Here is a 26,972-nt window from a genome sequence, read left to right as displayed (position 1 = left end):
TTACCATATCCCTTTTCGTTTTTCGATGGATAAGCAAGAAACTTCCTTCGACTCCCGAATTGATTTATACTGTATCCAGTACAATAGAGCGTTTAACGTATTGCGGCAGAGGGAATTCTGTTTTGGGATGACTTTTGTCGACGAACATGACGGCATTGTACATGAAAGCAGGGTTAACATGACGATTCAAAAACGGAATTTTATCATCATATGGTTTGCGAACTTTTTAGTTGCTGGCACAATGACGATGATTATGCCTTTTTTATCTTTGTATATTGAGACATTCGGCAATCATTCGGATGCATATGTCCAAAAATGGTCCGGGCTAATTTTCGGGGCGACATTTATCACCGCGTTAATCATGTCACCGATTTGGGGAAGGATTGCCGACAAATATGGATTTAAACCAATTCTATTAATAAATGGCTTTGGGATTGCGACGTCCGTCTTTTTAATGGGGTTCGTTCACTCGGTGGAAGCGTTTTTTGTTCTCCGACTCTTCAATGGTGTTGTGACCGGATTCATTCCTACCTCATTGGCGTTCGTTTCATCGCAGACGTCTCGTGAAGAGGCAGGGAAAAAGCTTGGGACGCTACAAATGGGCAGCGTGACTGGGACGTTGTTTGGACCTGTTTTAGGTGGATTGATGGCAGATGCGTTCGGATTCAAATACACGTTTATCATTACGTCGATTTCTGTTGTCATCGCTGCGCTGATCGTGCTTTTCGGCATTAATGAACAACGGAAAGTGAAAAACGAAAAAGCCGTTCATTATTCGCGGAAAACGATTCTTTCAGGATTGTTGCATCATCGGCTTATGCTCAATGTCATGATTGTAACAGCGTTAATTCAAATTGGGAACTTTAGTATCCAGCCGCTCTTATCGCTCTATGTCGCTGAATTAACAGATTCAAATGATGTCGCTTTCCTTGCAGGGTTGACGTTCAGTGCTGCTGGAGTCGGAAACCTTTTGTTCGCACGCAAATGGGGCAAACTTGGCGATGACATTGGGTATGAAAAGGTGTTGGGGGCGCTACTCGTTCTGTCATTCATCTTTATCGTCCCGCAAGCGTTTGTATCTTCGATTTGGCATCTCATGATTTGGCGTCTGTTATTCGGAATTGCGATTGGTGGGATGATCCCAATTACAACAGCGCTTGTCAGACGTGAAGCACCTGTTGACATTCAAGGTGAAGTAATGGGTTACAATACGAGTTTCCGATTCCTCGGCAACATTATCGGTCCAATGTTTGGTGGGATTATCAGTGGATTTGTCGGTATCTCGTCAGTGTTCATCTTAACCGGACTCTTGTTTATGGTGGGATTTGCATTTCTTTATTATGCAAAAAGAAAACCCGTACAGGATTTCGAAGACTTTTTGGCAGATGAAGATCAGAAAGCACATACGTAAATTTCAGCACATTTCTGTTATGGAAATGTGCTATATTTTTTATAGAAAGGGGGTTCTACGTGAGACAAGTAACAGGTTTACTCCTCATCCTACTCCTGTTCCCTCTCTTATATGTGATCCAACAAGGGATTGTGAAAGAATGGAACGATAGCAAGCAATTACAGGACAGCATGCACAATACGATTGCATTAACAGAGCCTTTTGTACCCATTCCTATATCGATGACCGATCGGGATGGCCGGGTCTTCGCGGAAGAATATGTGGAATGGAGACAACCGCTTACGCTCGATGAAATCCCCCTCTTCGCGAGAGATTTATTCCTGACGAGTGAAGATAAAGGATTTTTTGAACACCGTGGATATGACATTGCAGCGATCTTCAGAGCTTTTGCGGTGAATGCCGTAAATGATGATCTGCAACAAGGGGGGTCGACAATTACGCAACAAGTTGTGCGCATGCGATTTTTAACGAATGAAAAGACGTATGAACGGAAATTCAAGGAGCTCCTTTATGCAGCTGAATTGGAGAAACACGCTTCAAAAGAGGAAATCCTTGAAATGTATATGAACGAAATGTTTTTTGGCAATCAAGCATATGGAATAGGTGCAGCTGCAACGTTTTATTTCAGTCGACCGATTAGCGAATTGACGCATGCGGAATTAGCTTTTCTTGCTGCGATTCCAAATAATCCTTCCCGCTATGATCCATTGAAGCATTTTGACAAGACAAAAAAGAGGCAGGAACTGCTTTTATCGGTACTCGCGAACAATGATATCATTTCAGCGGAAGAAGCGACAGCCTTACAACAAGAGCCGATTCAACTTCATGTGAAACGAAAAGCTAATGAACATACGATGTACAGCTCTTATGTATTAGCTGAATTAGAGAAATTGATTGGTAGAGTGGAAGGGTTTGAGCATAAAATCCGGCAAGCAAAAACGGACGATGAAAAGCAGCTACATAAAGATGCGTTAAAACGCAGAACCGCAGAAGTGATGACGAGTGGCATTCAAATTGAGACGGCACTTCATTCAAAAAAGCAACGAAGCGATGAAGCACGGATGTCTGCTTTGGTAACGCCTAAGGATTTACAAGCAGGAGCCGTCGTTATTGACAATGTGACGAAGGAAATTGTTAGTCTGTATGGTGGAAAGGACTTTCAAAAAGGTGATTTTAATCGAGCTTATCGAGCTATACGGCAACCTGGGTCCGCAATGAAGCCTTTGCTCGTCTATGCTCCTTATCTTGAAAGCGGACCGTATAACGAGCGAACGCCCATCGATAGTAGCGCTATTTGTATCGGTGCTTACTGTCCTCAAAACATTGGTGGATACACATATGGAACGACTACGTTGAAGGAAGCGTTCCGGCATAGCCATAATACAGCAGCTGTCCGATTGCTTCGAAAAGTTGGCATCGAAAAGGCATTTGGCTACTTACAACCGTTTCAGTTCGAGCATATTACGAAAGCCGATTACACATACCCTGCAGCACTCGGTGGTTTTCAAGTGGGTGTTACGCCCTTGGAACTGGCATCCGCTTATTCCAGTTTCGTTGACGGAACGTACGTGGAGCCTCACGCCATACGGACGGTGAAAAGCCGATCTGGTGACATTCTCTATCGGTGGGAAGAGCAACCTGTAGAAGTCTGGTCTCCGTCCACTACGGCAACTATCCGCACATTGCTTGAAGATGTAGTTGTAAACGGGACTGGAAAAGGCATTACGTATCGAACGACGTATACAGGTGCAAAAACGGGAACTACGGATCGGTATAAGGATTTATGGGTTGCCGGGTTGAATGATGCGTACACGACCGCGGTTTGGATCGGATTTGACAAACCCGCATCAATTGAGAAATACAGCAAAGTAAAAATTCATTTACAAGCTTTTAATGCATTGAGTTCAGAAAGTCATCCGTAACGCCTAGAAAAACCGCAGGAGGATTCTTGCGGTTTTTCATCATGTTCTTTTCTTCTATGAAACTGGAAGGCTTGCTAGCATACCGTTGTATAGCTTTAGAATGACATAGACGATTACGGACAGGAAGACTGCCCAAACGAGGATTTCGAAAAACAATAAGCTGATCGTATGTATAACGGTTAAAAATTTGCTTAGTATAAACACACGGTATACAAAGTAGATGAATGTTGTAAGAAGGAAGATTGCCAGTAAGATTTTTAAAGATTGGATTCCTGCTACAGAAGCGAGCGCACCAAAAAAATAGATGACATTCCCGCTTTTTGCTTCGTAATAGGACTCCCCTGCGGCATCCTTTGAAAAGAAAAGCATCGCGGTTTCATGAATCGTTTCATCAATGAGTTTCATAGCGGACAAAATCATGAAAAAAATGAGTGAATAGATGAGCAGGAGGAATAGCCGTAGCTGTGTGTCTGTCATGAATTCACGCATTCCGGTGTATAAGCCCACTTGGCTAAAGAACTCCATGGAAATGCCAACCATATACACACCGAATGTTAAACTGAATAGCGTAATTGTCAAAAAGGGCAAATAGCCGAAAAGATAGGGATTTTTCATGAAGCACCTCAAAAAAACAAATATTTTACCCTCCCTATAATATAGGAAGAGAAGCGAATCGTGCAATAAAGTCGGCGTGTTACCGATGCAAAAGCGTTCATTTTACGTTATACTTTTAAACAATGTACGAATAATGATTCATTCATTGGAAGGAGGATTTTCTTGGAATTTGTATTGCTGATATTCCTGCCGATTGCGGCCGCCTTGTTCATTCCTTCTTTGTATCGGAGTGTAAAAGGCATACATACTGGTTGGTTTGTACTATTCATCCCTGTTCTGTTATTCCTTTATTATACAACGTTTATCGGAACAACTATGGATGGTGGACATGCCGTATCTGAATTGCAATGGATTCCATCTCTAGGAATTTCAATTGTGTCCTATTTAGATGGGCTTAGTCTTTTGTTCTCTCTCCTTATTACTGGAATTGGTGCGTTAGTCGTTTTGTACTCCATCTTTTACCTGGATAAGACACGTGAGAAGTTAGGCAATTTTTACGTCTACCTTCTTATTTTTATGAGCGCAATGCTCGGTGTCGTTCAATCCGACAATGTCATTTCTCTTTATTTGTTCTGGGAATTGACGTCAATTTCCTCATTCCTGTTAATCGGTTATTGGTACACACGTGATCGTTCACGTTTCGGTGCATTAAAATCGATGATGATCACAGTTTTTGGTGGATTGATGATGCTCGGTGGTTTTATCCTCCTTGGCATTATGGGTGGAAGCTTTTCCATTCGTGAGCTGATTGCTCAATCCTCGACGTTTGTCGGACATGAGTTCTTTACGTTAGCGTTAGTACTCATCTTGCTCGGTGCTTTTACAAAATCCGCACAGTTCCCTTTCTACATTTGGTTGCCCGATGCGATGGAAGCGCCTACACCTGTAAGTGCATACTTGCACTCTGCTACGATGGTAAAAGCAGGATTGTATGTAGTTGCTAGATTTACCCCTATTTTCGCTGCTTCCGAAGTGTGGATTTGGCTTGTTACCGGAATTGGATTGCTCACATTATTCTGGGGCTCCTTCTTCGCTGTAAAACAGACAGATTTGAAAGCAATTTTGGCTTTCTCTACTGTGAGTCAGCTTGGTTTAATTATGTCGTTACTTGGAGCAGGTGCAATTACATTTCATTCGAATGAAAAGATGTTTACCTTCGCCATGTTCGCAGCGATTTTCCATTTAATTAACCATGCAACATTTAAAGGTAGTTTGTTTATGATTGCAGGAATCGTTGACCATGAAACGGGTACGCGGGATATTCGCAAGCTAGGTGGGTTAATGAGCATTATGCCAATTAGCTTTACGGTCGCGTTCATTGGCTCTATGTCTATGGCCGGTGTCCCACCATTCAATGGATTCCTCAGTAAAGAAATGTTTTTAACGGCGATGTTGGCGATCGGAAACTTCGAAATGTTCAATTTTGATACGTGGGGCATCTTATTCCCGATCGTTGCATGGATTGCGAGTGTGTTCACGTTCATTTATAGCTGCTACTTTGTCTTTAGAACGTTTGCAGGTAAGCGCAAGGACGAGCCATTACCGGTTCAACCGCATGAGGCACCTATTGGTATGCTCGTATCTCCAATGATTTTGGCGTCGCTTGTTGTTACGATTTTCTTCATTCCAAATCTAGTTGGTAAATGGCTTGTAAAACCAGCTGTCACAGCGATTCAGCCTTACCAATATAGCCACCCGTCCGAAGTGGCCATTCATGTGTCAGCATGGCATGGGTTTGATGCCCCAGAGCTTTGGATGACTGTCGCTGTAATTTTAATAGGAGCACTGCTCTACTTATCATTAGCGCAATGGCAGAAATTCTATGCTGTCCAACCGAACTATTTAACGTTGAATGCTTTATACGATTCGACGATGTTGTTCAGTGAAAAAGGAATGAATCGAATTTCCCGCTTGTATATGACGGGACTCATTCGTTCGTATTTAATTTACACGTTTGCGTTCTTGTCGATTCTGACGATTGTAGTGCTTTTCATGAAAGATGCATTTGTCGTCGATATGGACAGCTTCTCGGACATTAGTACGTATGGCGTCATTAATGCCATTATCCTTTTGTTGGCAGTCGCATTTGTGTTGCTATCTAAGACGAGACTGAGTGCGATTATTTCACTTGGAGCTGTCGGTTACTCAGTGGCGTTGTTCTTTGTCATCTTCAAAGCACCTGACTTAGCCCTTACACAGCTCGTTATCGAGACGATTTCTGTTGCACTGTTCTTGTTGGCATTTCAGCATTTGCCAAAGCTTTCCGATCACGGTGAAACGAAGCCGAACAAACTGTTGAATGCAATCATTGCGCTCGGTGTCGGTGTGACTGTCACATTAGTTGCTTTATCTGCACATTCGACGAAACTTGTCGATTCGATTTCACAGTACTACAAAGATACCGTGAAGACGGAAGCAGGCGGCGGGAACATTGTTAACGTCATCTTAGTGGATTACCGTGGATTTGATACGTTATTTGAAATTGCCGTGTTGGCGATCGCAGGGTTTGGGATATTCAGCATGATAAAACTTCGACTTGCAAGAAAGGAGAATACTGATGAAAACAAATGATGTCATCTTACAAACGACAACTAAAGTAATCACTTTCATCATTTTCCTTTTCTCGATCCACATCTTCTTTGCAGGCCACTATACGCCAGGTGGAGGATTTGTCGGTGGATTGCTGACGACAGGCGCAATCGTATTGCTATTACTGGCATTCGACTTGGAAACAGTCCAAAAAGCGTTGCCGTTTAACTTCATCATCATGACAGCTGTCGGATTAGTATTAGCTCTCGGCACTGCAGCTGGTGCCATCTTTTTTAACGTGCCGTTCTTTACGCATGCTTTTGATTACTACACGTTGCCGCTATTTGGGAAAACTTCATTGCATACAGCCATGTTGTTTGATGCGGGTGTCTTTCTCGTTGTTGTAGGCTCTGCAATTACCATTATCCAGTCAATTGGAGGGGATTCGTAATGGAGTTATTAATGGCGATTCTCATCGGGATATTGTTTATGGCTGCTGTCTACTTAATCTTGTCGAGAAGTATTTTGAAAATCATTATCGGAACGGGTCTGTTAAGCCACGGCGCTCATCTTCTCATCTTGACAATGGGCGGACTTGGCGGTGTCTCTCCTCCGGTTTTGGCTGAAGGCGTTACAGATTATGCAGATCCGTTGCCGCAAGCGCTTATCTTAACGGCAATTGTTATTAGCTTCGGTGTGACGGCGTTCATTTTAGTCGTTGCGTATCGGGCGTATGCAGTGCATAAGACCGATAATATGAATCAATTGAAAGGAAATGACGAACATGATTAATCTATTATTATTCCCGATCATTCTCCCTTTCTTTTTCGCGATTGCCTTGTTGTTCTTTAAAGAGCAAGTGAAAGTACAGCGGGTACTCACCCTTATTGGTGTCATTGTTAGCTTAGGCGCTTCCTTGTGGCTTGTAAAAACAGTTCATACAGAAGGGGTACAATCCGTGACGCTCGGTAGTTGGCCGGCTCCATTTGGTATTTCCATGGTGTCGGATATGTTTTCTGCCTTACTCGTCACGACAACACTCGTATTAACACTGTTTGTTGTCATTTACAGCTTTTCATCCATCGGCAAAGAAAGGGAACGTTTCTTTTACTACCCTGCAATGCTGTTCATGGTAACAGGCGTGAATGGCGCATTTACAACAGGCGATATTTTCAACTTGTTTGTCTTCTTTGAAGTGTTACTCATTGCTTCGTACGTATTGATCGGCCTTGGTGGAGAGAAGAAGCAATTACGTGAATCAATCAAGTACATATTGATAAATGTCGTGTCTTCTGCATTTTTCGTTATTACAGTTGCCTATTTGTATTCCGTCGTTGGAACATTGAATATGGCTGACATTTCCGTAAAGATCGCAGACATCCAACAGCCTGGCATTGTAACAGTCATCGCTGTACTGATGCTCATTGTTTTCGGGATAAAAGGATCTATTTTCCCGTTGCACTTCTGGCTTCCGAACGCCTATGCAGCACCGCCAATTCCCGTGCTTGCCCTCTTTGGTGCGTTACTGACGAAAGTCGGTGTCTATGCCATTATGCGAACGTACACATTGTTTTTCGTTCATGACACTGCCGTTACGCACGAGATTTTAATGGTGCTCGCGATCTTGACTGTTTTAATTGGCTGTATCGGAGCATTAGCGTATTTTGACTTAAAACAAATTATTATTTACAACATTGTCATTGCAGTCGGCGTCATTTTATATGGCGCAGCGCAAATGAACGAACCAGGTGTTTCGGGTGCTGTGTTTTATTTGATACACGATATGTTGATCAAGGCGGCTCTTTTCCTCCTGATCGGCATCATCATTTACGTGACAGGTACTTCCAATTTACGTAAGATGGGTGGACTTATGAAAACGCATGCCCCACTCGGATGGGTGTACTTGGTTGCAGCGTTCGGTTTAGCAGGTATTCCACCATTAAGTGGATTTGTAGGGAAGCTATTAATCGTACAAGGTGCGTTTGAAGCAGGAAATGTGTGGGGTGCAATCATCATATTGGCATCCAGTCTCGTCGTCCTGTTATCGGTCATCCGCATTTTCATCTATGCGTTCTGGGGGGAGATCCCTGCTACATCGTATCCGAAGACGAGCAATCAAACATACAAGCGTCTTATGCTCCCAGCAGTCATCTTAGTTGTGCTGTCTATCTTCTATGGTGTCGGCACAGAATGGCTCATGCCGTTCATGACAGACGCTACAGACGTATTACTACAACCATCCATCTATATTGATGCGGTGCTAAAGTGAGGAGTGAATGTCGATGGCATTTCAAATACTATTGAACGTTTTCATCGCTGTCGTTTGGATGTTCATGAGCTCCTCACTGACAGCAACAACATTTATCATTGGTTTTCTCATCGGGTTAGGGCTACTGTTCGTCACAAGGCGTTTCTTCACGTCTAGATTGTATATTTGGCGTCTATGGGCAGCAATCAAACTCGTTCTACTGTTTTTCAAAGAACTAACACTATCAAATATTTCGGTTCTTATGCTCGTCATTCGGCCGAAATTAAATATCCAACCATCCATTTTTGCGTTACCGACGGAATTGGAACATGATTGGGAAATTACATTACTTGCAAGTTTGATCACACTGACGCCTGGTACACTTGTCCTTCACGTGTCAAATGATCAACGGACTCTGTACATCCATGCAATTGACGTTGAAGATGTGGATGAAGCGATTGATTCGATTAAAAATTCGTTTGAGAAAGCAATTTTGGAGGTGAGTCGCGGATGATGGTCTTTATTTGGGTTTGCTTGATCCTCATCGTACTATCGATGGTCGGCGTCCTGTATCGTGTCTTTCGTGGCCCTTCAGTTCCTGACCGACTCATATCCTTGGATAGCATCGGTGTCATGCTCATTTCCACGATAGCGCTTCTCTCTATCTTGTTTGACACACCCTTCTTCATAGACGTCATCTTGCTCATTGCAATCATGTCGTTTATCGGAACGGTATCATTCTCCAAGTTCATCGAGAGAGGAGAGATTATCGAACGTGAACGTAATCGTTAACATTCTCATTGTCGTACCGATCATCGTTGGGACCATTTTTACGATTGTCACAATGGTTGGGATTTTACGATTGCCCGATGTCTATACACGTGCACACGCAGCGTCCAAAAGTGCCACGCTTGGTGTGTTAAGCATTCTGTTAGGCGTATTCTTTCATTTTTGGTTGAATGAAGGGCATTTCAGTATCCAGCTTCTACTTGGTATCGCCTTCCTCTTCATCACTTCTCCAATCGGAGGCCATTTAATGGGACGCGCTGCGTACATGTCAGGCATTAAACCGACTGATATGACGGTTGGTGATGATTTAGAAAAAGCAGTAGCAGAAGGAAAGAAGAAATACGCGCAGCAACGGAAAGATTAAAAAACACACCCGGCATAAACTGTTAGCCGGGTGTGTTTTTTTAATAGTAACCATATGGTGGTCTATTGTAATACTGTGGGTATCCGTATGGATAGTATGGGTATGGATAATACGGGTAATATGGGTAATAATTTTGTCCGCCATAATAATTAGGGTATAATGCACTTCCTAAAAAGCTCCCGAATAATCCACCTAAAAACGGTCCGCCAAAACCAAAGCCGAATCCTTGATTACCAAAGCCTCCACCAAATCCTCCAAAACCACCATGTCTTCTAGAATTCCGTGACATCGCCATCCCCCTTTCTCACTTATCCTATTCAAAGCGGGCGAAGTGTAGAGGGATGAACGCCTATCATCTGTGTGCATTCCTAGAAAACTATATGAATGGGCATGTGCCAACTTAACAATTACGCTTCTTCATCCGCCATCCGTTCAACAATTGTCGCAAGGGTACGTACCATTACGCCCGTTCCACCTTTTGGACCAAGGTCATGTGCCGCTGACGCATCCGACGTGCCTGCGATGTCTAGATGGATCCAAGGGGTATCTCCTGCAAACTCACCGACAAATCCACCACCGAATATCATATGTCCATCTCTTCCTGGAGAGTTGTTCAAGTCTGCAACATCACTTTTACGAATCCGCTTTTTATCATTTTCAGTAAGCGGTAAGCGCCAGACGAATTCACCTGTCTCAAGAGATGCTTGCATGAATTCCTCAAAGAACGCTTCATTATTTGTCAATGCACCTGTTTTATCATTCCCAAGCGCAACAATTACGCCACCTGTAAGTGTTGCAACGTCAATGATGTAATTAGCACCTGATTGCAATGCGTACGTCACAGCATCTGCAAGCACAAGTCTTCCTTCAGCGTCCGTATTGAGCACTTCAATCGTTTTGCCACTGAGCGAAGTGATTACATCGTCCGGCTTCAACGCTTCACCTGAAATCATATTATCCGTCGCACCAATGACTGCAATGACATTTTTTGCAGGACGCAATTCACCAATAATGCGCATCGCTCCTAAAACAGCTGCTGCACCACCCATGTCGCCTTTCATGCCCACCATACCGTCACGAGGTTTCAATGAATAACCGCCTGTATCGTATGTGACCCCTTTTCCGACAAGACCGACAACGTCTTCCCATTGCTCCGTACCGGCATATTTCATAACAATGAGTCGTGGTTCCTCCACAGATCCTTTATTAACCGCTAAAATCGCACCCATACCAAGCTCTTCCATCTCTTGCTTGCCTAATACGTCGATTTCGAAATCATACGTGGATGCCAATTCTTTTGCATAGTCCGCCATTTTTGTTGCTGTTAACATGTTAGGCGGCATATTAACTAGCGTCCGCGCTTCGTTGACAGCTGTAGCATAGGCTTGTCCGACTTCAAATGCAGCTTTTAGTTCCTCTTCCTCAGCATCCGTTAGAAACGCAATCTCCTCAAGCGTTACGTCTTTTTCATTGGAATCTGTACGGTAGCCATCGAATTGATAACTACCCATTCCAATGCCTTCTGCCGCTGCGAAGACCACATCTTCACATGTCAGTTCGTCATTTGTAAATGGCGCTGTCCAAACGGCAACAGTAGATGCTTTAGAAGTCTTTAACTCTTTTCCTACTGTCGCAAACAATTGACGCAAACGGTCCACAGTCAATTTTTTGGACGGGCCTACTCCAACGAATAAAACACGCTCATATTGTCCCGCTGACAATGCCGGCATCTTTACAACCTTCTTAAATTCAGTCGACACATCTCCGGATTTGACCCATTCCATAAGAAGCGGACTAAATGTGTGAGCGAATACATCCCAGCCTTCAATGTTTTCCGGATGTTCAGGCACCCCGATGATCAGTGTTCCAGCTTTTACCGCATTAAATTCTTTCCCAATAAATGATGCTTTCATTTGACTACCTCCCCGTTTTCATACATATTCTATTATATACCATCGGAAGACCGAACAAAAAAGATTAATTCGGAAGTCGGACTATCATGAACAAACGGCACAATATGGTATACTAAGTATATAATTTTCATTTTTTAGAAAAGGAGTGGTTTTAATGGCCCTCTTGCAAAACACACCGCTCCTTGCGGCATTATTCGCGATATTTTTCGCCCAGTTCGTCAAAATCCCGATTCACTTTTTATTAACACGCAAGTTAGACTGGAAATTAATGACATCCACAGGTGGGATGCCTAGTTCTCATTCTGCAGCTGTCACTGCATTAACGACCGCTATCGCTTATGAAGTCGGACTCGATTCTCCGTTATTCGCCGTATCGGCCATTTTTGCAGTGATCGTCATGTTCGACGCAACCGGCATCCGCTACCAAGCCGGACAACAAGCGCTCATCATCAATCAAATGCGATTAGATTTTCAAACATTCGTCCAAGAAGTAAAAGGCTGGCCACAAAAAGACGGCCAACAGAAAATTATGGAGCTGAAAACATTACTGGGGCACAAACCTAGCGAGGTATTTGCAGGAGCTATGACAGGGATCCTCATTTCCGTACTCACATACTCATTTTTTGTAGGATGACAGCTCACTTTACAAGCGCTAACAGGATTGAACGGGGAGACGGGATTACCGACTCCTCTGGGACAATCCTGTTTTTTATTTGGTAAGCCTGCCGGGAGCTTGCTTTTGTGTGGCGCGGAGCACACGTCGCGCTATGGAGTGGGACATACTGCTTTGAGCGCGACATTACGCTTTTAAGAGATTTCGGCCGTACTTTAACAAAATAAAAAAGATGCCTCTAAAAAAGAGACACCTCGACATATGCATTAGAACATTTGGTAGCCTTGCTTACGTAGGAGCTTCATCACAAATCCAGAGATAATTGCGCCCACTAATCCGCTTGTCAAAATGATAATATCTGCAGTATGTAACGACAGTATTTTATCGCCAAGCATGCCAAACGATACGCCAGGATTTGTAAAATACTCGTACACTTTTACTTCGTCAATAATTAAAATGACAACGATAGGATAAATAATAGCCATTAACCACGTCATACGGAGTAACATATTTAATAAAAATCCGATTCCGAAAAACATTACCATGAAAATGATTATAGACAAGACGACATGCGTCAATGAAATAGTTCCCAATTTTTCAACCTCCGCTTTCCTCTCCCTATTTTACAGCAATGGGCAAAGGCTTTCAATGAAACACGATCAGTTCATAGATTTGTCAAGAGTGTCTTGCAAAAGACGCTTATTTTTTGAAAAATAGTTTGTAAGATGTATAGCCGAACCATGTGCCTGGATCCATTTCTTCCATTTCCAACAAACCGGATTCAATGGCTCGTTCTGCAATTTCTTTTATCATCGCAGAAGCATGTGGTTCTTCTTTTAACGCAAAGGGAGTTTTCCATGCGACTTCTTCAATTTCTCTTTCTTGTGGAACCAATAGCTGGGTTTCATCTATTGGCCGTAATAAGAACATCACTAAGTTATCGCTAATGCCCCCTGTTAGTACACCCGTGCGGAAGCCGACCATGCCTTCCAATTGACAATCGAGCCCAGTTTCTTCTTTCACTTCACGAATTGCTGCCTGATCAGCTGTTTCAGTATGATCGACAAAGCCTGCTGGAAAGGACCAGATCCCTTTTAAGCCGCCATACTTCTTTTTAACGACAAGCCACTCACCATTTCCGTTCATGACAATGCCTGCTGCCCCAAGCCAAACGCTCCCCCTTTTCGTACGTGACACTTACATCCCCTCCTCTACATACAAATCTACGCAATTCACACGCCAATCTATGAATGAAAAAATACACCTGCCCAATGGATAGGCAGGTGCAAATAGATAATTAGCTTACAATTATTTCAGTACGTTGAACTTACCTTTTTTGATAGTCAAACCAACTCCACCGATCAAGAACAATGCACGGTTGTCAACCATCTTCTTCATGAATGATGCTTTCTTACCGAACAATTTCTTACCGAATGCAACACCGATTGCATCGTCATCGCCTAGAGATGCGATGCTACCTTTTAGATCAGGAACAAATTCTGCAGTCGGTTGGCCTTTGATCAATGCGATCAAGTTGTTTGCACACATATCACCTTGTTGCATAGCGATTTGAGCAGTTGGTGGGTATGGACGGTTTGTTTCTTCATTGATCATCAATGCACAGTCACCAACGATAAATACATCGTCATGTCCTGGCGCACGAAGGTCTTTTTCGACTTTGACACGTGCACGCATGTTTTCAATGCCTGTCTCTTCGATCAAACGGTTGCCTCGGACTCCTGCTGCCCATACGACAGTTCCAGCTTTGATGAATTCAAACTCGTCTTCACCTTTTTTGATGTTAACGCCTTCAGGAGTCGCTTCTACAACCGGCGTACCAATCGAGAATTCGATGCCTTTCGCTTTCAATTGTCTTACTGCGTAATCCACTAGCTCCGGATCAAATCCAGGCAATACCATTGGAGCTGCTTCCACACAAATGACACGGACCTTCTCTGCAGGAACATCGAATTCCTTGCAAAGTTCAGGAACTCGGTTACCAAGCTCACCTAGGAATTCGATTCCTGTGAAACCTGCACCACCGACAACGATCGTTAAACGGCTATCGTCTTTTTCCTCTTCAAGTGACCATGTTGCAAATTGGTATTCAATATGTTCACGGATTTGACGGGCAGCTTTCACGTTGGCGATGGACAAAGCGTATTGATCCAATCCTTTAATACCAAACGTTTCCCCTTCGAATCCAAGAGCGATGACTAAATAATCGTACGTGTGTGTTCCAACATTTGTTGTTACCACTTTTCCTGGGATATCAATACCTTGTACTTCTGCTTTAATGAATTTCACTTTGCCTTCGTTAATGACATCTTTCACATCATAACGAACTTGCTCAGGAGTCATTGTTCCTGCTGCAGCTTCGTGCAACCAAGTTGACTCATAGTGATAGTCATTCTTGTTAATAAGTACTATGTCCGCCTCGTCAGTACCAATAGATTTCTGCAAGTTGACGACTGTGGATAAACCGCCGTAACCCGCACCTAATACTAAGATTGTCGGTCTTTTCACGAAAATCGAAACCACCTTTAAATTTATTATGTGCCGGGTCCGTTGACAATCGGTTCATGCGACGATTTGCTCAGTCCTGGCATTTGTCTATATTCGACAAACTTCTACCTTACAATAGTAGCCCTTTTGGTGGTTTTTTTCAACACTTTAAAGTTAAAATTTCGCGAAATTGAACTTACGATGAAAGACCCCCTTTCGCTAGAGAGCCATTACAATGGATTTATCTCTGCGAAAGAGGGTGTTATTGATTAATCACACGATTGGGGAGTGCCTTCTTTTTTAGCTGTTCTGAATGAAGTTCCGCAACCACATGATGCGATGGCATTCGGGTTTTCGATCGTGAAACCGCCACCCATAAGAGATTCTTTATAATCGACTTTTGTACCATCGAGAATGGCTGCATCCTCTTTTGACACGACAATTTGAATCCCATGTTGTTCTAAAAGGAAATCATCCTCTGTTTGTTCTTGTTCGAAGCCTAATCCGTAAGTTAAACCACTGCATCCTCCACCATTCACAGCAACACGTAGAAACGATCCTTCTTCTTCGTTGTGTACCATCATCTGTTTTACGTGATAAGCAGCAGCTTCTGTAACTTCAACGTATTGTTTCATATCCATTCACCTTCCCGCTTTTCTTTATCATAACAATGATTCTGTAAGTTTCGCAATCAAAATTACTCCATCTAGACGGAAATGATGTATAATGAATTTATAGTGCGAAAGGATGATGACGCATGGAAATAAGTCCTGTATATATAAAGAAAATGGAATGCTTAAATTGCAAGGATAAATTTACTACAACAAAGATTCGGTCTCGGTTCGTCCGAGTTGTCGAACACGAACAAGATTTTAAACCCATTTATGCTGACCCTTCAAATAACCCATTATTTTATCATGTTGCCGTTTGTCCACATTGTGGATTTTCTTTTACCGAAGATTTTTCGACGTACTTTGCTCCTGGTGTGAAAAATGAGATTACGAAGACCATTACTTCGTTATGGAGCGGTAGGTCTTTCGGCGAAGAACGTACGATTGACGAAGCAATTGAAACCTACAAACTTGCCTATTTGAGTGCAAGCATAAAAAAAGAAAAAGCGTTGACGATGGCGGGGATTATCCTTCGAATCGCGTGGCTCTATAAGGAGCGGCAAGATGTGACAATGGAAAAACGTTTTCGTTCCATTGCACGTGATTTGTATACGGAAGCTTATACTGAAGGGGATTACGTCGGGACACAAATGTCTGAAACAAGAGTTTTGTATTTGATGGCCGAGCTTTCCCATGCAATTGGGGATCGGGATGCGGCCACTCGGAATTTCTCCCGTGTCATTGAAAATCAACGGACATCAATTGAACCGAAAATCGTGGAAATGGCAAAAGAGAGATGGCATGAAATTCGTGAGGTCAAAAAACAAAGTGGCTAAACGGAGCGTCAAACTGCTTTTTAAATGATAAAACCGCATGGACCCAAGATTGGTCTACATGCGGTTTTTAATTTGAATTAAAATACTTGTTCTACTTCCACTACGCCAGGTACTTCTTCAAGTAATGCGCGTTCAATACCAGCTTTCAATGTAATCGTCGAGCTTGGGCACGTGCCGCAAGCACCTAAAAGGCGAAGCTTAACAATACCGTCCTCAATATCGACCAGTTCACAGTCTCCGCCATCACGTAGTAGGAATGGGCGTAATTTATTTAATACTTCTTGTACAGGTTCCATCATTGCAGTATCAGTCATTGTGTTATTTCTCTCCTTTCCTTATACTTATTATAAACTGGATTGCAGAAAAAATCCAATAGAGAAACGGGAGGAGTTTTTTCATTGACGAAAAACAGAGTGAAAATCGAAATTTATGGTGCAGATATTGTCTGCGCAAGCTGTGTGAATGCCCCTTCATCAAAAGACACCTACGAGTGGTTGCAAGCTGCCATTACGCGCAAGTTCCCTGACCAGCCGTTTGAAATTGATTACATCGATATTGAAGCAGACATTCAGGATGTGAAGCAACAGCAAATTGCAGAGCAAGTGTTGAATGACGAATATTTCTACCCGCTTGTCATAATTGATGATGAAGTGATCGGCGAAGGCTATATTCAGTTGAAGCCCGTTTTTAATGCGCTTGAAAAACATGGGTATGTGTCCCAAGTTTAATGGTTTATTGATAATGAATGCTTGTAAATGAGAACAAACAGCCTTCACTCCTTTGCGTTGAGTGAAGGCTGTTTTCTTATCCATTATGCCATTTATACATCCACAATACGCCTGATTTTAACAACCTGGCGATACGCCCTGTTACGGTGCGGTCTGCCAAATACGCAAAGCCTTGCTTTTTTCCTAATGAACCCATGAACCCTTTTAGTTTGATTTCTGGCATTTCTTTTGGAAGCGGCTCATTGTTCCAGACGAGACGAAGCACACGGACGATTTGTTCCGCTTGTTCCTCGGCTAACTGGGCACTTGGTGCAAACGGCAGTGCTGCAATGTCTCCAACTACATAGACGTTTTCGTATTGAGGGATTTGGTGGTATTGATTAAGCACAATCCGACCTCGTTCTTTTTCAACATCCATCGCACGAACATTTCTGACAGGTTGAATTCCTGCTGTCCACACGACTGCATCTACTGGAATTTTGTCTTCATGATTGTAAAGAACGTTCTCTTCGACCTTCGTAATATTGCTATTGGAAATGACTTCAACTTCATGCTTATCAAACCAATCTTTTACAAAGTTACTGAGTCTTTCAGGAAAGTCTTTTAAAATTCGCGGTCCTCTGTCGAACAGCTTAATCTTCAAATCAGGACGACTTTCACGCAACTCACTCGCCAATTCGATGCCACTTAAACCCGCACCAACAATTCCTACCGTTGCTCCCCCGCCAAGTCCTTGTAGTTTCTTGTATGTCTCACGGGATTTGCCAATCGTCTGGATACTGTGCGTAAATTCCTCAGCTCCTGGCACATCGTGATAGTTATCTTCGCAACCAAGACCGATGACGAGCTCGTCGTAACGAATTGCCTCTCCATTCGCGAGGTAAACGCACTTTTCCTCCAGTTGAATTTCTTCAATTTCACCTTCAACAACGTGTAAGCGTTCATGTGTTGGCAGTGGAACACGCACGTCCGAATCAGGTGATGTCCCTGCTGCTAGTGCGTAGAATTCCGTTTTCAAACTGTGAAAAGGTGTTCTGTCAATTAACGTAATCTCGAGATCAGCTGGCAATTCTTTGTTGAGCAGGCGAAGCAATATGCGCATATTCCCGTATCCTGCACCTAGTAATACAAGTTTTCTCATAGCTATCTCCTTTTTCAATCGTTTTTCCGTATTGTTCCCACAAATGATTATAGCAGTTTGTGAGATATTTCACAATAAGCCATCCCAATTGACGTAGAAAGGAATCCATAGTAGCATTCTACTAGGTGAGGTGATCGACTTGAATCCGATCGTTGAATTTTGTATAAGCAATCTAGCGAACGGCGCACAAAAAACATTGGAGGCACTCGAAAGAGACCCAAATATCGATGTACTTGAATACGGTTGTCTCAGCTACTGTACACGATGTGCTGAATCGCTTTACGCACTTGTTAATGGAGAAGTTGTACAAGCGGACACGCCTGACGAGCTGACAGAAAAAATCTATCAGTTCATTGAAGACAATCCGTTATTTTAACAAATAAAAAGTAGAAAGGAATGTTTTCGTACTCCCTTTCTACTCTAGGTGTAGACAAGGTCCGTTTCGACTTTGTCTACACTTTTTTAGTTATTGCGTCCAATAAATGCGTAAAGAGGTGCGTAGGTTGTTCCACTTGTTCCAATACGCGTGCAGCAGACGTTACGCCGCCTTCCACATGAATCGTATCGATACCGAAGCGGATACCTGCTAAAATATCTGTGTCATAATTGTCCCCGATCATGACCATCTCCTCTTTCCGATAGCCTTTTTCGTGGATATACTGCAACAAGTATGGTTCTGGCTTGCCTACATAAATCGCTTCAATGCCCGTTGCTGTCTCTAACAGTTTTACGAATGAGCCGTTGCCAGGTACTAAACCACGTTCAGTCGGGAGCGCTTTATCCCCATTTGTCGCAATAAAATGTGCGCCATTTTGAATGGCCAAACTGGCTTCCGCAAGTTTTTCATAGGTGATGTTGCGGTCGATGCCTACAACTACGACATCAGGTGCATCCGTTGTCAGTTGAATGCCTTCATCCGAAAGCGCCTCATGAAGCCCTTCTTCTCCAATCATTTTGACCGTTGCATTCGGAAAATGCTCTTTGCAATATTTTGCTGCAGCAATTGCCGATGTCATAATATGATCTGCCGTCGTCTCAATGCCCATTTTGCCTAGCTTCTGCTTAAATTGCTCAGCGGTCAGTGACGAATTATTTGTTACATAATAAGGTGCAATGCCACGTTCCAACAGCTGTTGAATGAACGACAATGACTCGGGAATCACTTCATTGCCCCGATAGACCGTTCCGTCCAAATCCAAACAAATTGCTTTGTATTTGTTGATCATTGTTATTGCTCCGGACTAAAGGCTGAGACCGGGCCGAGTTCGTTTTCTAAGTAATAACGGACATTATGAGCAAATGCTTGGATTTCATTTTTGTTTTCATAAAGGACATGTTCAATCTCTTTATTATCGACAGCGACAAATTCGCGGACAATCATTTTGCGCAGGCTAAGCACTTTTTTCAGCGGATCTGCCATTTCTTTAGTAATGACTTTTTCATCTTCCATAATGTCGATAATATCATCATAACTTCCTGGATCGCGCATGATGAAACCGTCAATCATCGAGTTGCCAACGTCGATGATCGATTCAACAATTGTATGTGCGATGCGTTCAAGGGCGAGTGCATGGATTTTATCTTTATTCCACTGTTGGTGCCCTTCAAATAAGGCCAACAGGCTTTCCATATAAGCTAATGTTTCGTTAATTTTGGCTCGATCGATAAAGTACACGATGATTCCCTCCTGTGTATGGATGATTCCTTTTCATCATATCATATTGGACAAAATAATGAACCGCTCGGCATGCAAGGATTTGCACACGAAGCGGTTCAGCACGTTAGTCTTGTTCAGTTGTAGCAGGTTTCACCTTTCCGACTTTTTGCAAGACGAAATAAGCGCAACCAAAATTGCAGTACTCGTAGAGATAGTCTTGTAATGTACTGATTTTCGACTCGTATGTCGCTTTTGCATTGCGGTCGTCAAAAAAACCTTTTAGGCGCAGTTGCCCGTAGCCCCAGTCGCCTAAGATGTAATCATACTTCGATAGTACATCACTGAAACGGGCGTTTAATGCTTCTTCATTAAAGCCCTCTCTGTAATTCTTAATAATTTCATATTCAAAATTGTTGAGGGTTACCAATCTTCTCACCGCCATTTCAGCTTTTCACTGTAGATTGTAACAGCTCATCCCCAATACGCTGTTTTTCCTTTGCAGCTGCATTAACCTGTTCATCAGCATGGTAGCTTGAACGGACAAGCGGCCCTGCTTCACAATGGGAGAAGCCTTTTGACATGGCAATTTTGCGCAACTCACCGAATTCTTGTGGAGAATAATATTTTTGGACTTTTAAATGTTTTTTGGTAGGCTGTAAGTATTGTCCAATTGTCATAATGTCCACGTTGTGTGCACGCAAGTCATCCATCGTTTCAATAATTTCTTCCATCGATTCCCCTAAACCAAGCATGAGGGAAGATTTTGTTGGAATATCCGGATACATATTTTTTGCACGAAGTAACAGTTCCAACGAGCGATCGTACGTTGCGCGTGCCCGGACTCTTGGCGTCAAACGCCGGACGGTTTCAATATTATGATTCAAAATATCCGGTTTTGCATCCATTAACCGTTGCAAGTTCTCTTCCACTCCACCCATATCGGATGGAAGCACTTCAATTGTCGTAAACGGATTTTTCCGTCTGATGGCACGAATGGTTTCTGCAAACACTTCAGAACCACCATCTTTTAAATCATCTCTCGCTACCGCAGTGACAACGACATGTTTCAAGTTCATAAGTGAAACGGAATCTGCTACACGTTCTGGTTCTGCAAGGTCTAATTCGTTTGGTAATCCTGTTTTTACCGCACAAAAACGGCATGCTCTTGTGCAAACTGCCCCTAAAATCATGAACGTCGCTGTTCGACGCTCTCCCCAACATTCATGAATGTTCGGGCACCGTGCTTCTTCACAAACAGTATGTAAATTTTTCTCACGCATCAGTTTCTTCAAGTCCGTATAATTGTCATTCGTATTCAGTTTAATTTTCAACCAATCCGGTTTACGAATATGCTCTTCTTTTTTCCCTATTTCTGGTCTGCAGGACACAATAACCGACTCCATTCCTTTGCTTGTTTGGCATAAACCACTTCTGTCAATGTATCATATTTTCTGACTTCTAACAACTACAACTCCCTCACAATACACTTGAAACATGCTTATATTGATGGTAATTAATTCCGCTAAAAAAGTGTAAAACCGACGAATTGCATATCGGCTTTACACTTTTTATGAATCGATTAAACTTGAACTGGCATCTTGGTCGTTAAACATTGTTCTTCTACATTAAGCTCTGCTTCTCGACTTTGAGATTGCATAGAAAATGCTACCTGCAAGGCCTCCCCAAATAACGAGGATTCCTAGTATCATCATGAAAATTGCTGAACCACTCATATTGAATCCTCCTTATCGATTATCGTAGTCTGTGGAATCGATCGTATTTCTATTCCATTTCATCATTGTAAAGATGATGGCCATGACGATTGCAAACAACGCTACCATCCAACCACTTTGGAAAATGAATGCATCTGGATAGCCTTCGTAGTTGCCGATAATATTGCCTTCGCTGTCTTTATGCAATTTCATCAGATTAATACGTAGTAAATCAAACATCATGTAACCAAGGACGATTGGTGTCACAAATGTTAAACAGATTCTCCAAAGCAAACCGACTTTAATATCCGAAATTTCGTTTGCGTGATTCTCGAACACTTTGAGCTTTCTGAATACCCAAGCGATCAAGAACACTTCCACGAGACCAATTGCCGCAACACCGAATTGGTTAATGAAGTAATCTGCAGCATCTAAGAAGTATAGTCCTCCGCGTGTAGCAAACAAGATTGAAATGATGGAAGCAGATCCTGCACCGAAAAGAACAGCTTTTCGTCGTGAAATATTGAACTTCTCAGATAATCCCGCAATGTATGTCTCACAAATGGAGATGAGTGAAGTAAGACCTGCTAACACTAATGAGAAGAAGAATAAGAATCCAAAGATTCCATTCATGCCCGGCATTTCATTAATGATTTTCGGGAACACAACAAATGCCAATCCAACACCAGCTGAAGCCACTTCTGAGACCGGTTCTCCTGCTTGAGTTGCCATGAATCCTAGTGCTGCAAAGATCCCAATACCCGCTAATAATTCAAAACCTGAATTCGCAAATCCCGTAATGAACGCATTGTTTGTAATATCTGATTTTTTAGGTAAATAACTTGAGTACGTTATCATAATAGCAAATGCAATGGAAAGACTAAAGAATATATGACCGTAAGCTGCTACCCAAACGGTTGAATCAGCTAGTTTACTCAGATCCGGTTTAAAGAAAGCATCCAGTCCTAATGCTGCACCATCCAATGTAACAGCTCGGATAACGACTAACAAAAACACGGCGACTAACGTCGGAATGAAAATTCGGTTGGCCAATTCTATGCCACGTTTAACGCCTGCTAAAAGAATAACAAAAGCGATTACCCATACGAGTAATAAAGGTAGGAATACGCCTGGTACAAGCCCTCCGACTTCACCCGGATTATCCGCTAAGTTCAAAACATCACCGAAGAGGAATCCTCCAGTGTCATCTCCCCATGTTAAATTAAAGGAGTAAATAGAGTATTTCATTGCCCAGGCAATAATTACAGCATAATATGTCGAAATGACAAATGAAACAAAGATGCCCCACCAACCAATCCACTCTGCCCCTTTCCCTTTCATACGGAAGAAAGATAATGGTGCAGATCCACGATACTTATGCCCAATCGTGAATTCCATAATTAAAATTGGGATACCTGCGGTTAATAATGCAAATAAATAAGGTATGAAAAATGCCCCTCCACCGTTTTCATACGCAACGTATGGAAAACGCCAGATGTTTCCTAGCCCGACAGCAGATCCGACAGCTGCCATAATAAAACCAGCTCGTGTACCCCATTGCGAACGCTGTGCCATTTAAAGCTCCCCTTTCTAATAGAGTCTTGTAATACTTTGGTATTTTCTGATTATTATATAATCATAAACATAGTATATACGTCTTAGGTAACGTTGTCAAAATATTTTTTATTAAATAACTTCGACACCCGAAATGGTACCTTTCACTCACTACTCAATCGTTACTTTGTCGCGTTTTCGAAAGTTTTACTATTCTTGTATACTATTTCAAGGCTTCGAACTTTTTCATCATACTAGAATTTATGTGTGCTTTTCCTTGAATATTCATTCAGTTCGACGATTGAAGGAAATTGTTTTGCTTATCACCGGAAATGCTGATCGCTATTAAGTTGAGGTTGATGAGTTGGGTGAGATATTTTTATAGCCTGTGTCTTACTGATTTGTAGCCGGGGATTTTCTTGATGATGTGTATTCGAAGGGGTTTCATGACGCTGGGGTGTTCTGATTACTAAACGATGTCCATTAAAGTGCGTTTATTGATACTAGAGTGCGAAAATCTCTTGCTGGCGTGTCGTTATATCCGTTTATCGACGCCGGAGCCGGGGATTCTTCCGCTAGCGTGTCGATAGATCCGTTTATCAACGTCGGAGCCGGGGATTCTACCGCTAGCGCGTCGATATTTCCGGTTATCGACGCCGGAGCGAGAAATTCTTCTGCTGGCGTGTCGATATATCCGTTTATCGACGCCGGAGCGAGGGATTCTACTACTGGTGTGTCGATATATCCGTTTATCGACGCCGGAGCGGGGGATTCTTCTGCTAACGTGTCAATATATCCCTTTATCGACGCCGGAGCCGGGGATTCTCTTGCTAACGTGTCGATATATCCGTTTATCGACACCGAGCCGGGGATTCTACTGCTGGCGTGTCTTTAAACCGTGTTTAATGACGAGAGACCTGTGTGACTTTCTAAGAGCAAGTCATTATTGTTCGTTTTATGACACCGTAGCTTTAAAATTCCTCGCAGTTTGCCTTTAAACCATTGCTCATTACGCCAGAGAGACAAATTTCCATTCGGTGAGGCTTTGAAATGGATTGGATGTCTCAATAGTCCCACTTTCCCCCGGAACATGGAACCAGATATAGATAGAAGTTCCATTAGAATTCAACAAAAATGGAACTGAACAAAGTCAGTTCCATTTTAGCTACTATTGTTATGTGTTTATTCAACGACTGTTGGTTGTTCTACTACTCTTTTATTGCGCGATGTCCAGAATGCGAACAAAGCGATAATGAGTAAGATGACGACGACGAGGCCAATCCATACGGAGCCCGTCACGCCTAAGATGAGGTAGCCGATTGTTGCGACGGTTGCTGCCATGAGTGCGTATGGTAGCTGCGTTGCAACATGATCAATATGATTGGATCCGGCTCCCGTCGAAGAAAGAATCGTCGTATCGGAAATAGGTGAACAGTGATCACCAAATACAGCGCCTGCAAGAACAGCAGATAATGCTGGAAGCAATAACTCTGGTGCTGCGTTTGTCATAATTGTCCCGGCGATTGGTAATAGAATCCCAAATGATCCCCATGATGTTCCTGTAGAAAACGCCATGAGACCTGCTAGGACGAACATGATAACTGGCAAGAAGTTTACCGGAATGTTCGATTGCTCAACAACACTCGATAAGAATGGACCTGTTTCTAAAATGCCGATTAAGTGTGTCAAGCCCCATGCTAACACTAAAATTAGGATTGCTGGCATCATCGCTTTGATTCCTGTCGTAAATGCTTTGCCGACCAATGTATAAGACGCCGTCTCATTCCGTCCCATTTGTGCAATGTAAAGAATTGCGGCTAATATTGTTCCAATTGTTCCACCTGTTACTAATGATAAAGGTACATCGGTGTTCTCGAAAATTGCCCAAATGCTTAGAGAGTCACTTGCACGGTAACCAGTCCATACCATCATACCGAGCGTCGCGACAATTAATGTCACAATTGGAGCGATTAAATCTCTTACATGACCGTATCCATGCTCAGGAAAATCTTCTTTTAATTGCCCCGGAATTTCTTTTTCCGGGTCGAATAATTCGCCCGTTTTCTGTGCACGGTCTTCGTGTTTCTTCATTTCAAAGAAGTCAATATTCGTCCAAGCAAAGAAGAAGACCATCGCTAATGTAGCGATAACATAGAAATTCATCGGTGCCATCATAAGAAATGCTGAAAGTGGTGAATAATTTACAGCAGCCGTAGTGCCCAAAATTAGCGCTAATTGGCCAATTAAAAATGCTCCCCAGCTAGATATTGGTGACACGACACAAATCGGTGCTGACGTTGAATCGATGAAGTATGCTAATTTCGCTCTTGATATTTTGTGCTTGTCTGTGATTGGACGAGCAATTTGGCCAACAGCTAATGCGTTGAAATAGTCGTCCACAAAAATGAGGATACCAAGAATAATGGTCAACAGTTTTGCGCCTCTTCTTGTTTTAATTCGACGGACTGCCCATTCAGCAAACGCTCTGCTGCCACCTGACAAGCTGACAAACGCTGTAATAATGCCTAGGAATAAGATGAAGACCATGATGAAAATATTGTACGTATTAAGTGCTCCACCGTCCCAAAAAGATACTGTTAGAGCGGACCAAATGTTTTTCAATGTGTCTACTGGACCGAAGGATGCTACCAATAATGCGGCAGTTAAAATGCCCGATCCTAGCGATAATAAAACCCTTTTTGTTACTAATACCATCACAATCGCAATCAGTGGTGGTAAGATTGAAACCCATGTACCTATCATACTATTTTCCTCCTCAATTTCTTATTTATCATTGAAGAACAAGTAGGGGGAAATAAAAAGCCGATGCCCTTACACGTTTGTGTGCTAGGCATCGGCTTTTCTACATGTCGTTTGTTGGATAATCTTCGGTGACTTTATCTAACGTACGATCTGTAGCTCATCATGTAGTAAAAATACATGACAGTGTCATCCCTGTTCGAAATGACCCCAATATGAACGGATCGGCAATCCTCATTCATATTTCGGCAAAACTTCCTTTCATAGACGGTCTTAGATGCCAATCTTGCGCCTATTACTCTTAAGTCATGCAGCCTCTACCTAATCGGTGTTCCTCTTGTTCTACAACAATAACAGGTTACACGTCAGATTACAAGTAGCTCTTACTCTTTTCCATTTACTCCCGGATAGGGTACTTCGACTTGCGGAGCACTGACATCCCCTTTGCTATAGATTTGAGGGATTGGGCTCTGAATTAAACCGATAGCAACTGGAATCTGTTGTTGCACCGTGCTTTTCGTTGTCGCTAATGGGACGATAATTTGAACATTTACCGTTACGACGACATTCACAGTCACCATGGCATTATTAATTCCAAATTCTTCAATTTCATGTTTTATCGTCGTTTGAACATCGCCAATGACGTGAAAACGAATCGGGATTTTAGGTCCCAAGTTACCAATAAGGGGGATATTTGTCGCCTGCCCCATCGGTACGAAAAATACGACGCCTCCATATGATTCCATTTCTTCAGGATCGTATTCGATATCCTCACTTAGCGGCAACATTTCCAAGTCGCCTCTTTCAGCAAGCTCTAAATGCGCTTCAACAAGAGTTTGTATCTCTGCCATCGTCTTGCTAATGATTTCAGTGTTAAATGTATTTGTCACCATTCCAGGTGAGTCTGTCGGTACATTTTCAATAATTTCATTCACATCATACATATCTGTCGAGCGGGACTTAATCGCTTGTGTGATGACATAAGCGGCAATTTTCTCGGTTTGGACTTCTGCATACTGAATGTAGATGGGGGTTAGTTTTGAATTGACGATGTACAAAAACAT

The 26,972-nt window shown here is 42.6% G+C and carries 29 protein-coding genes, 1 pseudogene and 1 riboswitch; of the genes and pseudogenes, 13 read left to right on the top strand and 17 right to left on the bottom strand.

Going from position 1 to position 26,972, the window contains the following annotated elements; genetic code table 11:
- Nucleotides 1-178: 178 nt before the first annotated feature.
- On the top strand, nt 179-1,411 hold the full coding sequence (locus QT711_RS10270) for an MFS transporter (RefSeq protein WP_317944037.1): 1,233 nt from the start codon (nt 179-181) through the stop codon (nt 1,409-1,411).
- A 59-nt stretch (nt 1,412-1,470) separates the two neighbouring features.
- A complete protein-coding gene (locus tag QT711_RS10265) occupies nt 1,471-3,333 on the top strand; it encodes a transglycosylase domain-containing protein (protein WP_317943999.1) in 1,863 nt (620 codons plus the stop codon).
- 54 nt (nt 3,334-3,387) lie between these two features.
- On the opposite strand, the gene QT711_RS10260 is transcribed toward QT711_RS10265, so the two are convergent.
- Entirely contained in the window at nt 3,388-3,948 is a 561-nt protein-coding gene (locus tag QT711_RS10260) for a DUF5366 family protein (protein ID WP_317943997.1), read from the bottom strand.
- A gap of 162 nt (nt 3,949-4,110) precedes the next feature.
- Between QT711_RS10260 and QT711_RS10255 the strand changes: the two genes are divergently transcribed.
- Genes QT711_RS10255 through mnhG form a run of 7 tightly spaced genes read left to right on the top strand, consistent with a single transcriptional unit; the run spans nt 4,111 to nt 9,878 of the window.
- Nucleotides 4,111-6,519 (top strand): Na+/H+ antiporter subunit A, encoded by a 2,409-nt coding sequence (locus tag QT711_RS10255; RefSeq protein WP_317943995.1) that lies wholly within the window; start codon nt 4,111-4,113, stop codon nt 6,517-6,519.
- Nucleotides 6,506-6,928: a Na(+)/H(+) antiporter subunit B gene (locus QT711_RS10250; protein ID WP_317943993.1), complete on the top strand. Its 423-nt coding sequence runs from the start codon at nt 6,506-6,508 to the stop codon at nt 6,926-6,928. The genes QT711_RS10255 and QT711_RS10250 overlap by 14 nt, the downstream gene beginning before the upstream one ends.
- Nucleotides 6,928-7,269, top strand: coding sequence for a Na(+)/H(+) antiporter subunit C (locus QT711_RS10245; protein ID WP_317943992.1), 342 nt, complete (start codon nt 6,928-6,930; stop codon nt 7,267-7,269). The genes QT711_RS10250 and QT711_RS10245 overlap by 1 nt, the downstream gene beginning before the upstream one ends.
- A complete protein-coding gene (locus tag QT711_RS10240) occupies nt 7,262-8,746 on the top strand; it encodes a Na+/H+ antiporter subunit D (protein WP_317943990.1) in 1,485 nt (494 codons plus the stop codon). The genes QT711_RS10245 and QT711_RS10240 overlap by 8 nt, the downstream gene beginning before the upstream one ends.
- A 13-nt stretch (nt 8,747-8,759) precedes the next feature.
- The gene (locus QT711_RS10235; RefSeq protein ID WP_317943988.1) at nt 8,760-9,239 is read left to right on the top strand and encodes a Na+/H+ antiporter subunit E; all 480 of its coding nucleotides are present in this window, start codon (nt 8,760-8,762) and stop codon (nt 9,237-9,239) included.
- Nucleotides 9,236-9,517 carry a Na(+)/H(+) antiporter subunit F1 gene (locus QT711_RS10230; RefSeq protein WP_317943986.1) on the top strand — a complete coding sequence of 94 codons (282 nt, stop codon included), beginning with the start codon at nt 9,236-9,238 and terminating at the stop codon, nt 9,515-9,517. The genes QT711_RS10235 and QT711_RS10230 overlap by 4 nt, the downstream gene beginning before the upstream one ends.
- Nucleotides 9,501-9,878 (top strand): monovalent cation/H(+) antiporter subunit G, encoded by a 378-nt coding sequence (gene mnhG / locus QT711_RS10225; RefSeq protein ID WP_317943984.1) that lies wholly within the window; start codon nt 9,501-9,503, stop codon nt 9,876-9,878. The genes QT711_RS10230 and mnhG overlap by 17 nt, the downstream gene beginning before the upstream one ends.
- Before the next feature lie 40 nt (nt 9,879-9,918).
- Here mnhG and QT711_RS10220 read toward each other — a convergent pair whose 3' ends face one another.
- Both QT711_RS10220 and QT711_RS10215 read right to left on the bottom strand, forming a co-directional pair.
- Nucleotides 9,919-10,167: a hypothetical protein gene (locus tag QT711_RS10220; protein ID WP_317943982.1), complete on the bottom strand. Its 249-nt coding sequence runs from the start codon at nt 10,165-10,167 to the stop codon at nt 9,919-9,921.
- Nucleotides 10,168-10,285: 118 nt separating this feature from the next.
- A complete protein-coding gene (locus QT711_RS10215) occupies nt 10,286-11,791 on the bottom strand; it encodes a leucyl aminopeptidase (RefSeq protein ID WP_317943980.1) in 1,506 nt (501 codons plus the stop codon).
- A 154-nt stretch (nt 11,792-11,945) separates the two neighbouring features.
- On the opposite strand from QT711_RS10215, the gene QT711_RS10210 reads away from it, so the two are divergent.
- On the top strand, nt 11,946-12,425 hold the full coding sequence (locus QT711_RS10210) for a divergent PAP2 family protein (RefSeq protein WP_317943978.1): 480 nt from the start codon (nt 11,946-11,948) through the stop codon (nt 12,423-12,425).
- Nucleotides 12,426-12,670: 245 nt separating this feature from the next.
- On the opposite strand, the gene QT711_RS10205 is transcribed toward QT711_RS10210, so the two are convergent.
- The 4 genes from QT711_RS10205 to QT711_RS10190 all read right to left on the bottom strand — a co-directional run bounded on the left by QT711_RS10205 (nt 12,671) and on the right by QT711_RS10190 (nt 15,544).
- Nucleotides 12,671-12,997: a YuiB family protein gene (locus tag QT711_RS10205; RefSeq protein ID WP_317943976.1), complete on the bottom strand. Its 327-nt coding sequence runs from the start codon at nt 12,995-12,997 to the stop codon at nt 12,671-12,673.
- A 106-nt stretch (nt 12,998-13,103) separates the two neighbouring features.
- Nucleotides 13,104-13,601, bottom strand: a complete 498-nt coding sequence (locus QT711_RS10200) for an NUDIX hydrolase (protein ID WP_317943974.1) — start codon at nt 13,599-13,601, stop codon at nt 13,104-13,106.
- Nucleotides 13,602-13,712: 111 nt separating this feature from the next.
- A complete protein-coding gene (locus QT711_RS10195; protein ID WP_317943972.1) occupies nt 13,713-14,930 on the bottom strand; it encodes an NAD(P)/FAD-dependent oxidoreductase in 1,218 nt (405 codons plus the stop codon).
- Between the two features lie 248 nt (nt 14,931-15,178).
- A complete protein-coding gene (locus QT711_RS10190) occupies nt 15,179-15,544 on the bottom strand; it encodes a HesB/IscA family protein (protein WP_317944035.1) in 366 nt (121 codons plus the stop codon).
- 122 nt (nt 15,545-15,666) lie between these two features.
- Here QT711_RS10190 and QT711_RS10185 point away from each other — a divergent pair, with 122 nt between their 5' ends.
- Nucleotides 15,667-16,356 carry a DUF2225 domain-containing protein gene (locus tag QT711_RS10185; protein WP_317943970.1) on the top strand — a complete coding sequence of 230 codons (690 nt, stop codon included), beginning with the start codon at nt 15,667-15,669 and terminating at the stop codon, nt 16,354-16,356.
- A 77-nt stretch (nt 16,357-16,433) separates the two neighbouring features.
- Here QT711_RS10185 and QT711_RS10180 read toward each other — a convergent pair.
- Nucleotides 16,434-16,768: pseudogene (locus QT711_RS10180) on the bottom strand (NifU family protein).
- On the opposite strand from QT711_RS10180, the gene QT711_RS10175 reads away from it, so the two are divergent.
- Nucleotides 16,755-17,084 (top strand): YuzD family protein, encoded by a 330-nt coding sequence (locus QT711_RS10175; protein ID WP_317943969.1) that lies wholly within the window; start codon nt 16,755-16,757, stop codon nt 17,082-17,084. The pseudogene QT711_RS10180 and the gene QT711_RS10175 overlap by 14 nt on opposite strands.
- A gap of 76 nt (nt 17,085-17,160) precedes the next feature.
- On the opposite strand, the gene QT711_RS10170 is transcribed toward QT711_RS10175, so the two are convergent.
- Nucleotides 17,161-18,225: an NAD(P)/FAD-dependent oxidoreductase gene (locus QT711_RS10170; protein ID WP_317943967.1), complete on the bottom strand. Its 1,065-nt coding sequence runs from the start codon at nt 18,223-18,225 to the stop codon at nt 17,161-17,163.
- A 139-nt stretch (nt 18,226-18,364) separates the two neighbouring features.
- Here QT711_RS10170 and QT711_RS10165 point away from each other — a divergent pair, with 139 nt between their 5' ends.
- Nucleotides 18,365-18,601 (top strand): YuzB family protein, encoded by a 237-nt coding sequence (locus QT711_RS10165; protein ID WP_317943966.1) that lies wholly within the window; start codon nt 18,365-18,367, stop codon nt 18,599-18,601.
- Nucleotides 18,602-18,677: 76 nt separating this feature from the next.
- Here the strand turns inward: QT711_RS10165 and QT711_RS10160 are convergent, their stop codons facing one another.
- From QT711_RS10160 to yunB, 8 genes are all read right to left on the bottom strand, one after another.
- Nucleotides 18,678-19,451 carry a TIGR01457 family HAD-type hydrolase gene (locus tag QT711_RS10160; RefSeq protein ID WP_317943965.1) on the bottom strand — a complete coding sequence of 258 codons (774 nt, stop codon included), beginning with the start codon at nt 19,449-19,451 and terminating at the stop codon, nt 18,678-18,680.
- 2 nt (nt 19,452-19,453) lie between these two features.
- Nucleotides 19,454-19,900 (bottom strand): DUF86 domain-containing protein, encoded by a 447-nt coding sequence (locus QT711_RS10155; protein ID WP_317943963.1) that lies wholly within the window; start codon nt 19,898-19,900, stop codon nt 19,454-19,456.
- 106 nt (nt 19,901-20,006) lie between these two features.
- Nucleotides 20,007-20,324: a YutD family protein gene (locus tag QT711_RS10150; protein ID WP_317943961.1), complete on the bottom strand. Its 318-nt coding sequence runs from the start codon at nt 20,322-20,324 to the stop codon at nt 20,007-20,009.
- A gap of 1 nt (nt 20,325) precedes the next feature.
- Nucleotides 20,326-21,285 carry a lipoyl synthase gene (lipA, locus tag QT711_RS10145; RefSeq protein WP_317943960.1) on the bottom strand — a complete coding sequence of 320 codons (960 nt, stop codon included), beginning with the start codon at nt 21,283-21,285 and terminating at the stop codon, nt 20,326-20,328.
- Between the two features lie 222 nt (nt 21,286-21,507).
- Nucleotides 21,508-21,615, bottom strand: coding sequence for a methionine/alanine import family NSS transporter small subunit (locus QT711_RS10140; RefSeq protein WP_317943959.1), 108 nt, complete (start codon nt 21,613-21,615; stop codon nt 21,508-21,510).
- Nucleotides 21,616-21,627: 12 nt separating this feature from the next.
- The gene (locus tag QT711_RS10135; RefSeq protein ID WP_317943958.1) at nt 21,628-23,169 is read right to left on the bottom strand and encodes a sodium-dependent transporter; all 1,542 of its coding nucleotides are present in this window, start codon (nt 23,167-23,169) and stop codon (nt 21,628-21,630) included.
- 1,161 nt (nt 23,170-24,330) lie between these two features.
- A complete protein-coding gene (locus QT711_RS10130; RefSeq protein ID WP_317943956.1) occupies nt 24,331-25,911 on the bottom strand; it encodes a Na+/H+ antiporter NhaC family protein in 1,581 nt (526 codons plus the stop codon).
- 145 nt (nt 25,912-26,056) lie between these two features.
- Nucleotides 26,057-26,236, bottom strand: a riboswitch (Lysine riboswitch).
- A 55-nt stretch (nt 26,237-26,291) separates the two neighbouring features.
- The gene (gene yunB, locus QT711_RS10125; protein ID WP_317943954.1) at nt 26,292-26,972 is read right to left on the bottom strand and encodes a sporulation protein YunB; all 681 of its coding nucleotides are present in this window, start codon (nt 26,970-26,972) and stop codon (nt 26,292-26,294) included.

The sequence above is a fragment of the Sporosarcina saromensis genome, assembly GCF_033253735.1.
GTDB classification, from domain to species: domain Bacteria; phylum Bacillota; class Bacilli; order Bacillales_A; family Planococcaceae; genus Sporosarcina; species Sporosarcina saromensis.
Note: the sequence above shows the minus strand (reverse complement) of the source record. Positions and strands in the feature narration are given on the sequence as shown.

Excerpts from the sequence above, each read along its gene's own strand:
- QT711_RS10270 (WP_317944037.1), top strand. The coding sequence starts at position 179 with ATGACGATTCAAAAACGGAATTTTATCATCATATGGTTTGCGAACTTT.
- QT711_RS10260 (WP_317943997.1), bottom strand. The coding sequence starts at position 3,948 with ATGAAAAATCCCTATCTTTTCGGCTATTTGCCCTTTTTGACAATTACG.
- QT711_RS10250 (WP_317943993.1), top strand. The coding sequence starts at position 6,506 with ATGAAAACAAATGATGTCATCTTACAAACGACAACTAAAGTAATCACT.
- QT711_RS10245 (WP_317943992.1), top strand. The coding sequence starts at position 6,928 with ATGGAGTTATTAATGGCGATTCTCATCGGGATATTGTTTATGGCTGCT.
- QT711_RS10240 (WP_317943990.1), top strand. The coding sequence starts at position 7,262 with ATGATTAATCTATTATTATTCCCGATCATTCTCCCTTTCTTTTTCGCG.
- QT711_RS10235 (WP_317943988.1), top strand. The coding sequence starts at position 8,760 with ATGGCATTTCAAATACTATTGAACGTTTTCATCGCTGTCGTTTGGATG.
- QT711_RS10230 (WP_317943986.1), top strand. The coding sequence starts at position 9,236 with ATGATGGTCTTTATTTGGGTTTGCTTGATCCTCATCGTACTATCGATG.
- QT711_RS10220 (WP_317943982.1), bottom strand. The coding sequence starts at position 10,167 with ATGTCACGGAATTCTAGAAGACATGGTGGTTTTGGAGGATTTGGTGGA.
- QT711_RS10215 (WP_317943980.1), bottom strand. The coding sequence starts at position 11,791 with ATGAAAGCATCATTTATTGGGAAAGAATTTAATGCGGTAAAAGCTGGA.
- QT711_RS10210 (WP_317943978.1), top strand. The coding sequence starts at position 11,946 with ATGGCCCTCTTGCAAAACACACCGCTCCTTGCGGCATTATTCGCGATA.
- QT711_RS10190 (WP_317944035.1), bottom strand. The coding sequence starts at position 15,544 with ATGAAACAATACGTTGAAGTTACAGAAGCTGCTGCTTATCACGTAAAA.
- QT711_RS10185 (WP_317943970.1), top strand. The coding sequence starts at position 15,667 with ATGGAAATAAGTCCTGTATATATAAAGAAAATGGAATGCTTAAATTGC.
- QT711_RS10170 (WP_317943967.1), bottom strand. The coding sequence starts at position 18,225 with ATGAGAAAACTTGTATTACTAGGTGCAGGATACGGGAATATGCGCATA.
- QT711_RS10160 (WP_317943965.1), bottom strand. The coding sequence starts at position 19,451 with ATGATCAACAAATACAAAGCAATTTGTTTGGATTTGGACGGAACGGTC.
- QT711_RS10150 (WP_317943961.1), bottom strand. The coding sequence starts at position 20,324 with ATGGCGGTGAGAAGATTGGTAACCCTCAACAATTTTGAATATGAAATT.
- lipA (WP_317943960.1), bottom strand. The coding sequence starts at position 21,285 with ATGGAGTCGGTTATTGTGTCCTGCAGACCAGAAATAGGGAAAAAAGAA.
- QT711_RS10140 (WP_317943959.1), bottom strand. The coding sequence starts at position 21,615 with ATGAGTGGTTCAGCAATTTTCATGATGATACTAGGAATCCTCGTTATT.
- QT711_RS10135 (WP_317943958.1), bottom strand. The coding sequence starts at position 23,169 with ATGGCACAGCGTTCGCAATGGGGTACACGAGCTGGTTTTATTATGGCA.
- QT711_RS10130 (WP_317943956.1), bottom strand. The coding sequence starts at position 25,911 with ATGATAGGTACATGGGTTTCAATCTTACCACCACTGATTGCGATTGTG.
- yunB (WP_317943954.1), bottom strand. The coding sequence starts at position 26,972 with ATGTTTTTGTACATCGTCAATTCAAAACTAACCCCCATCTACATTCAG.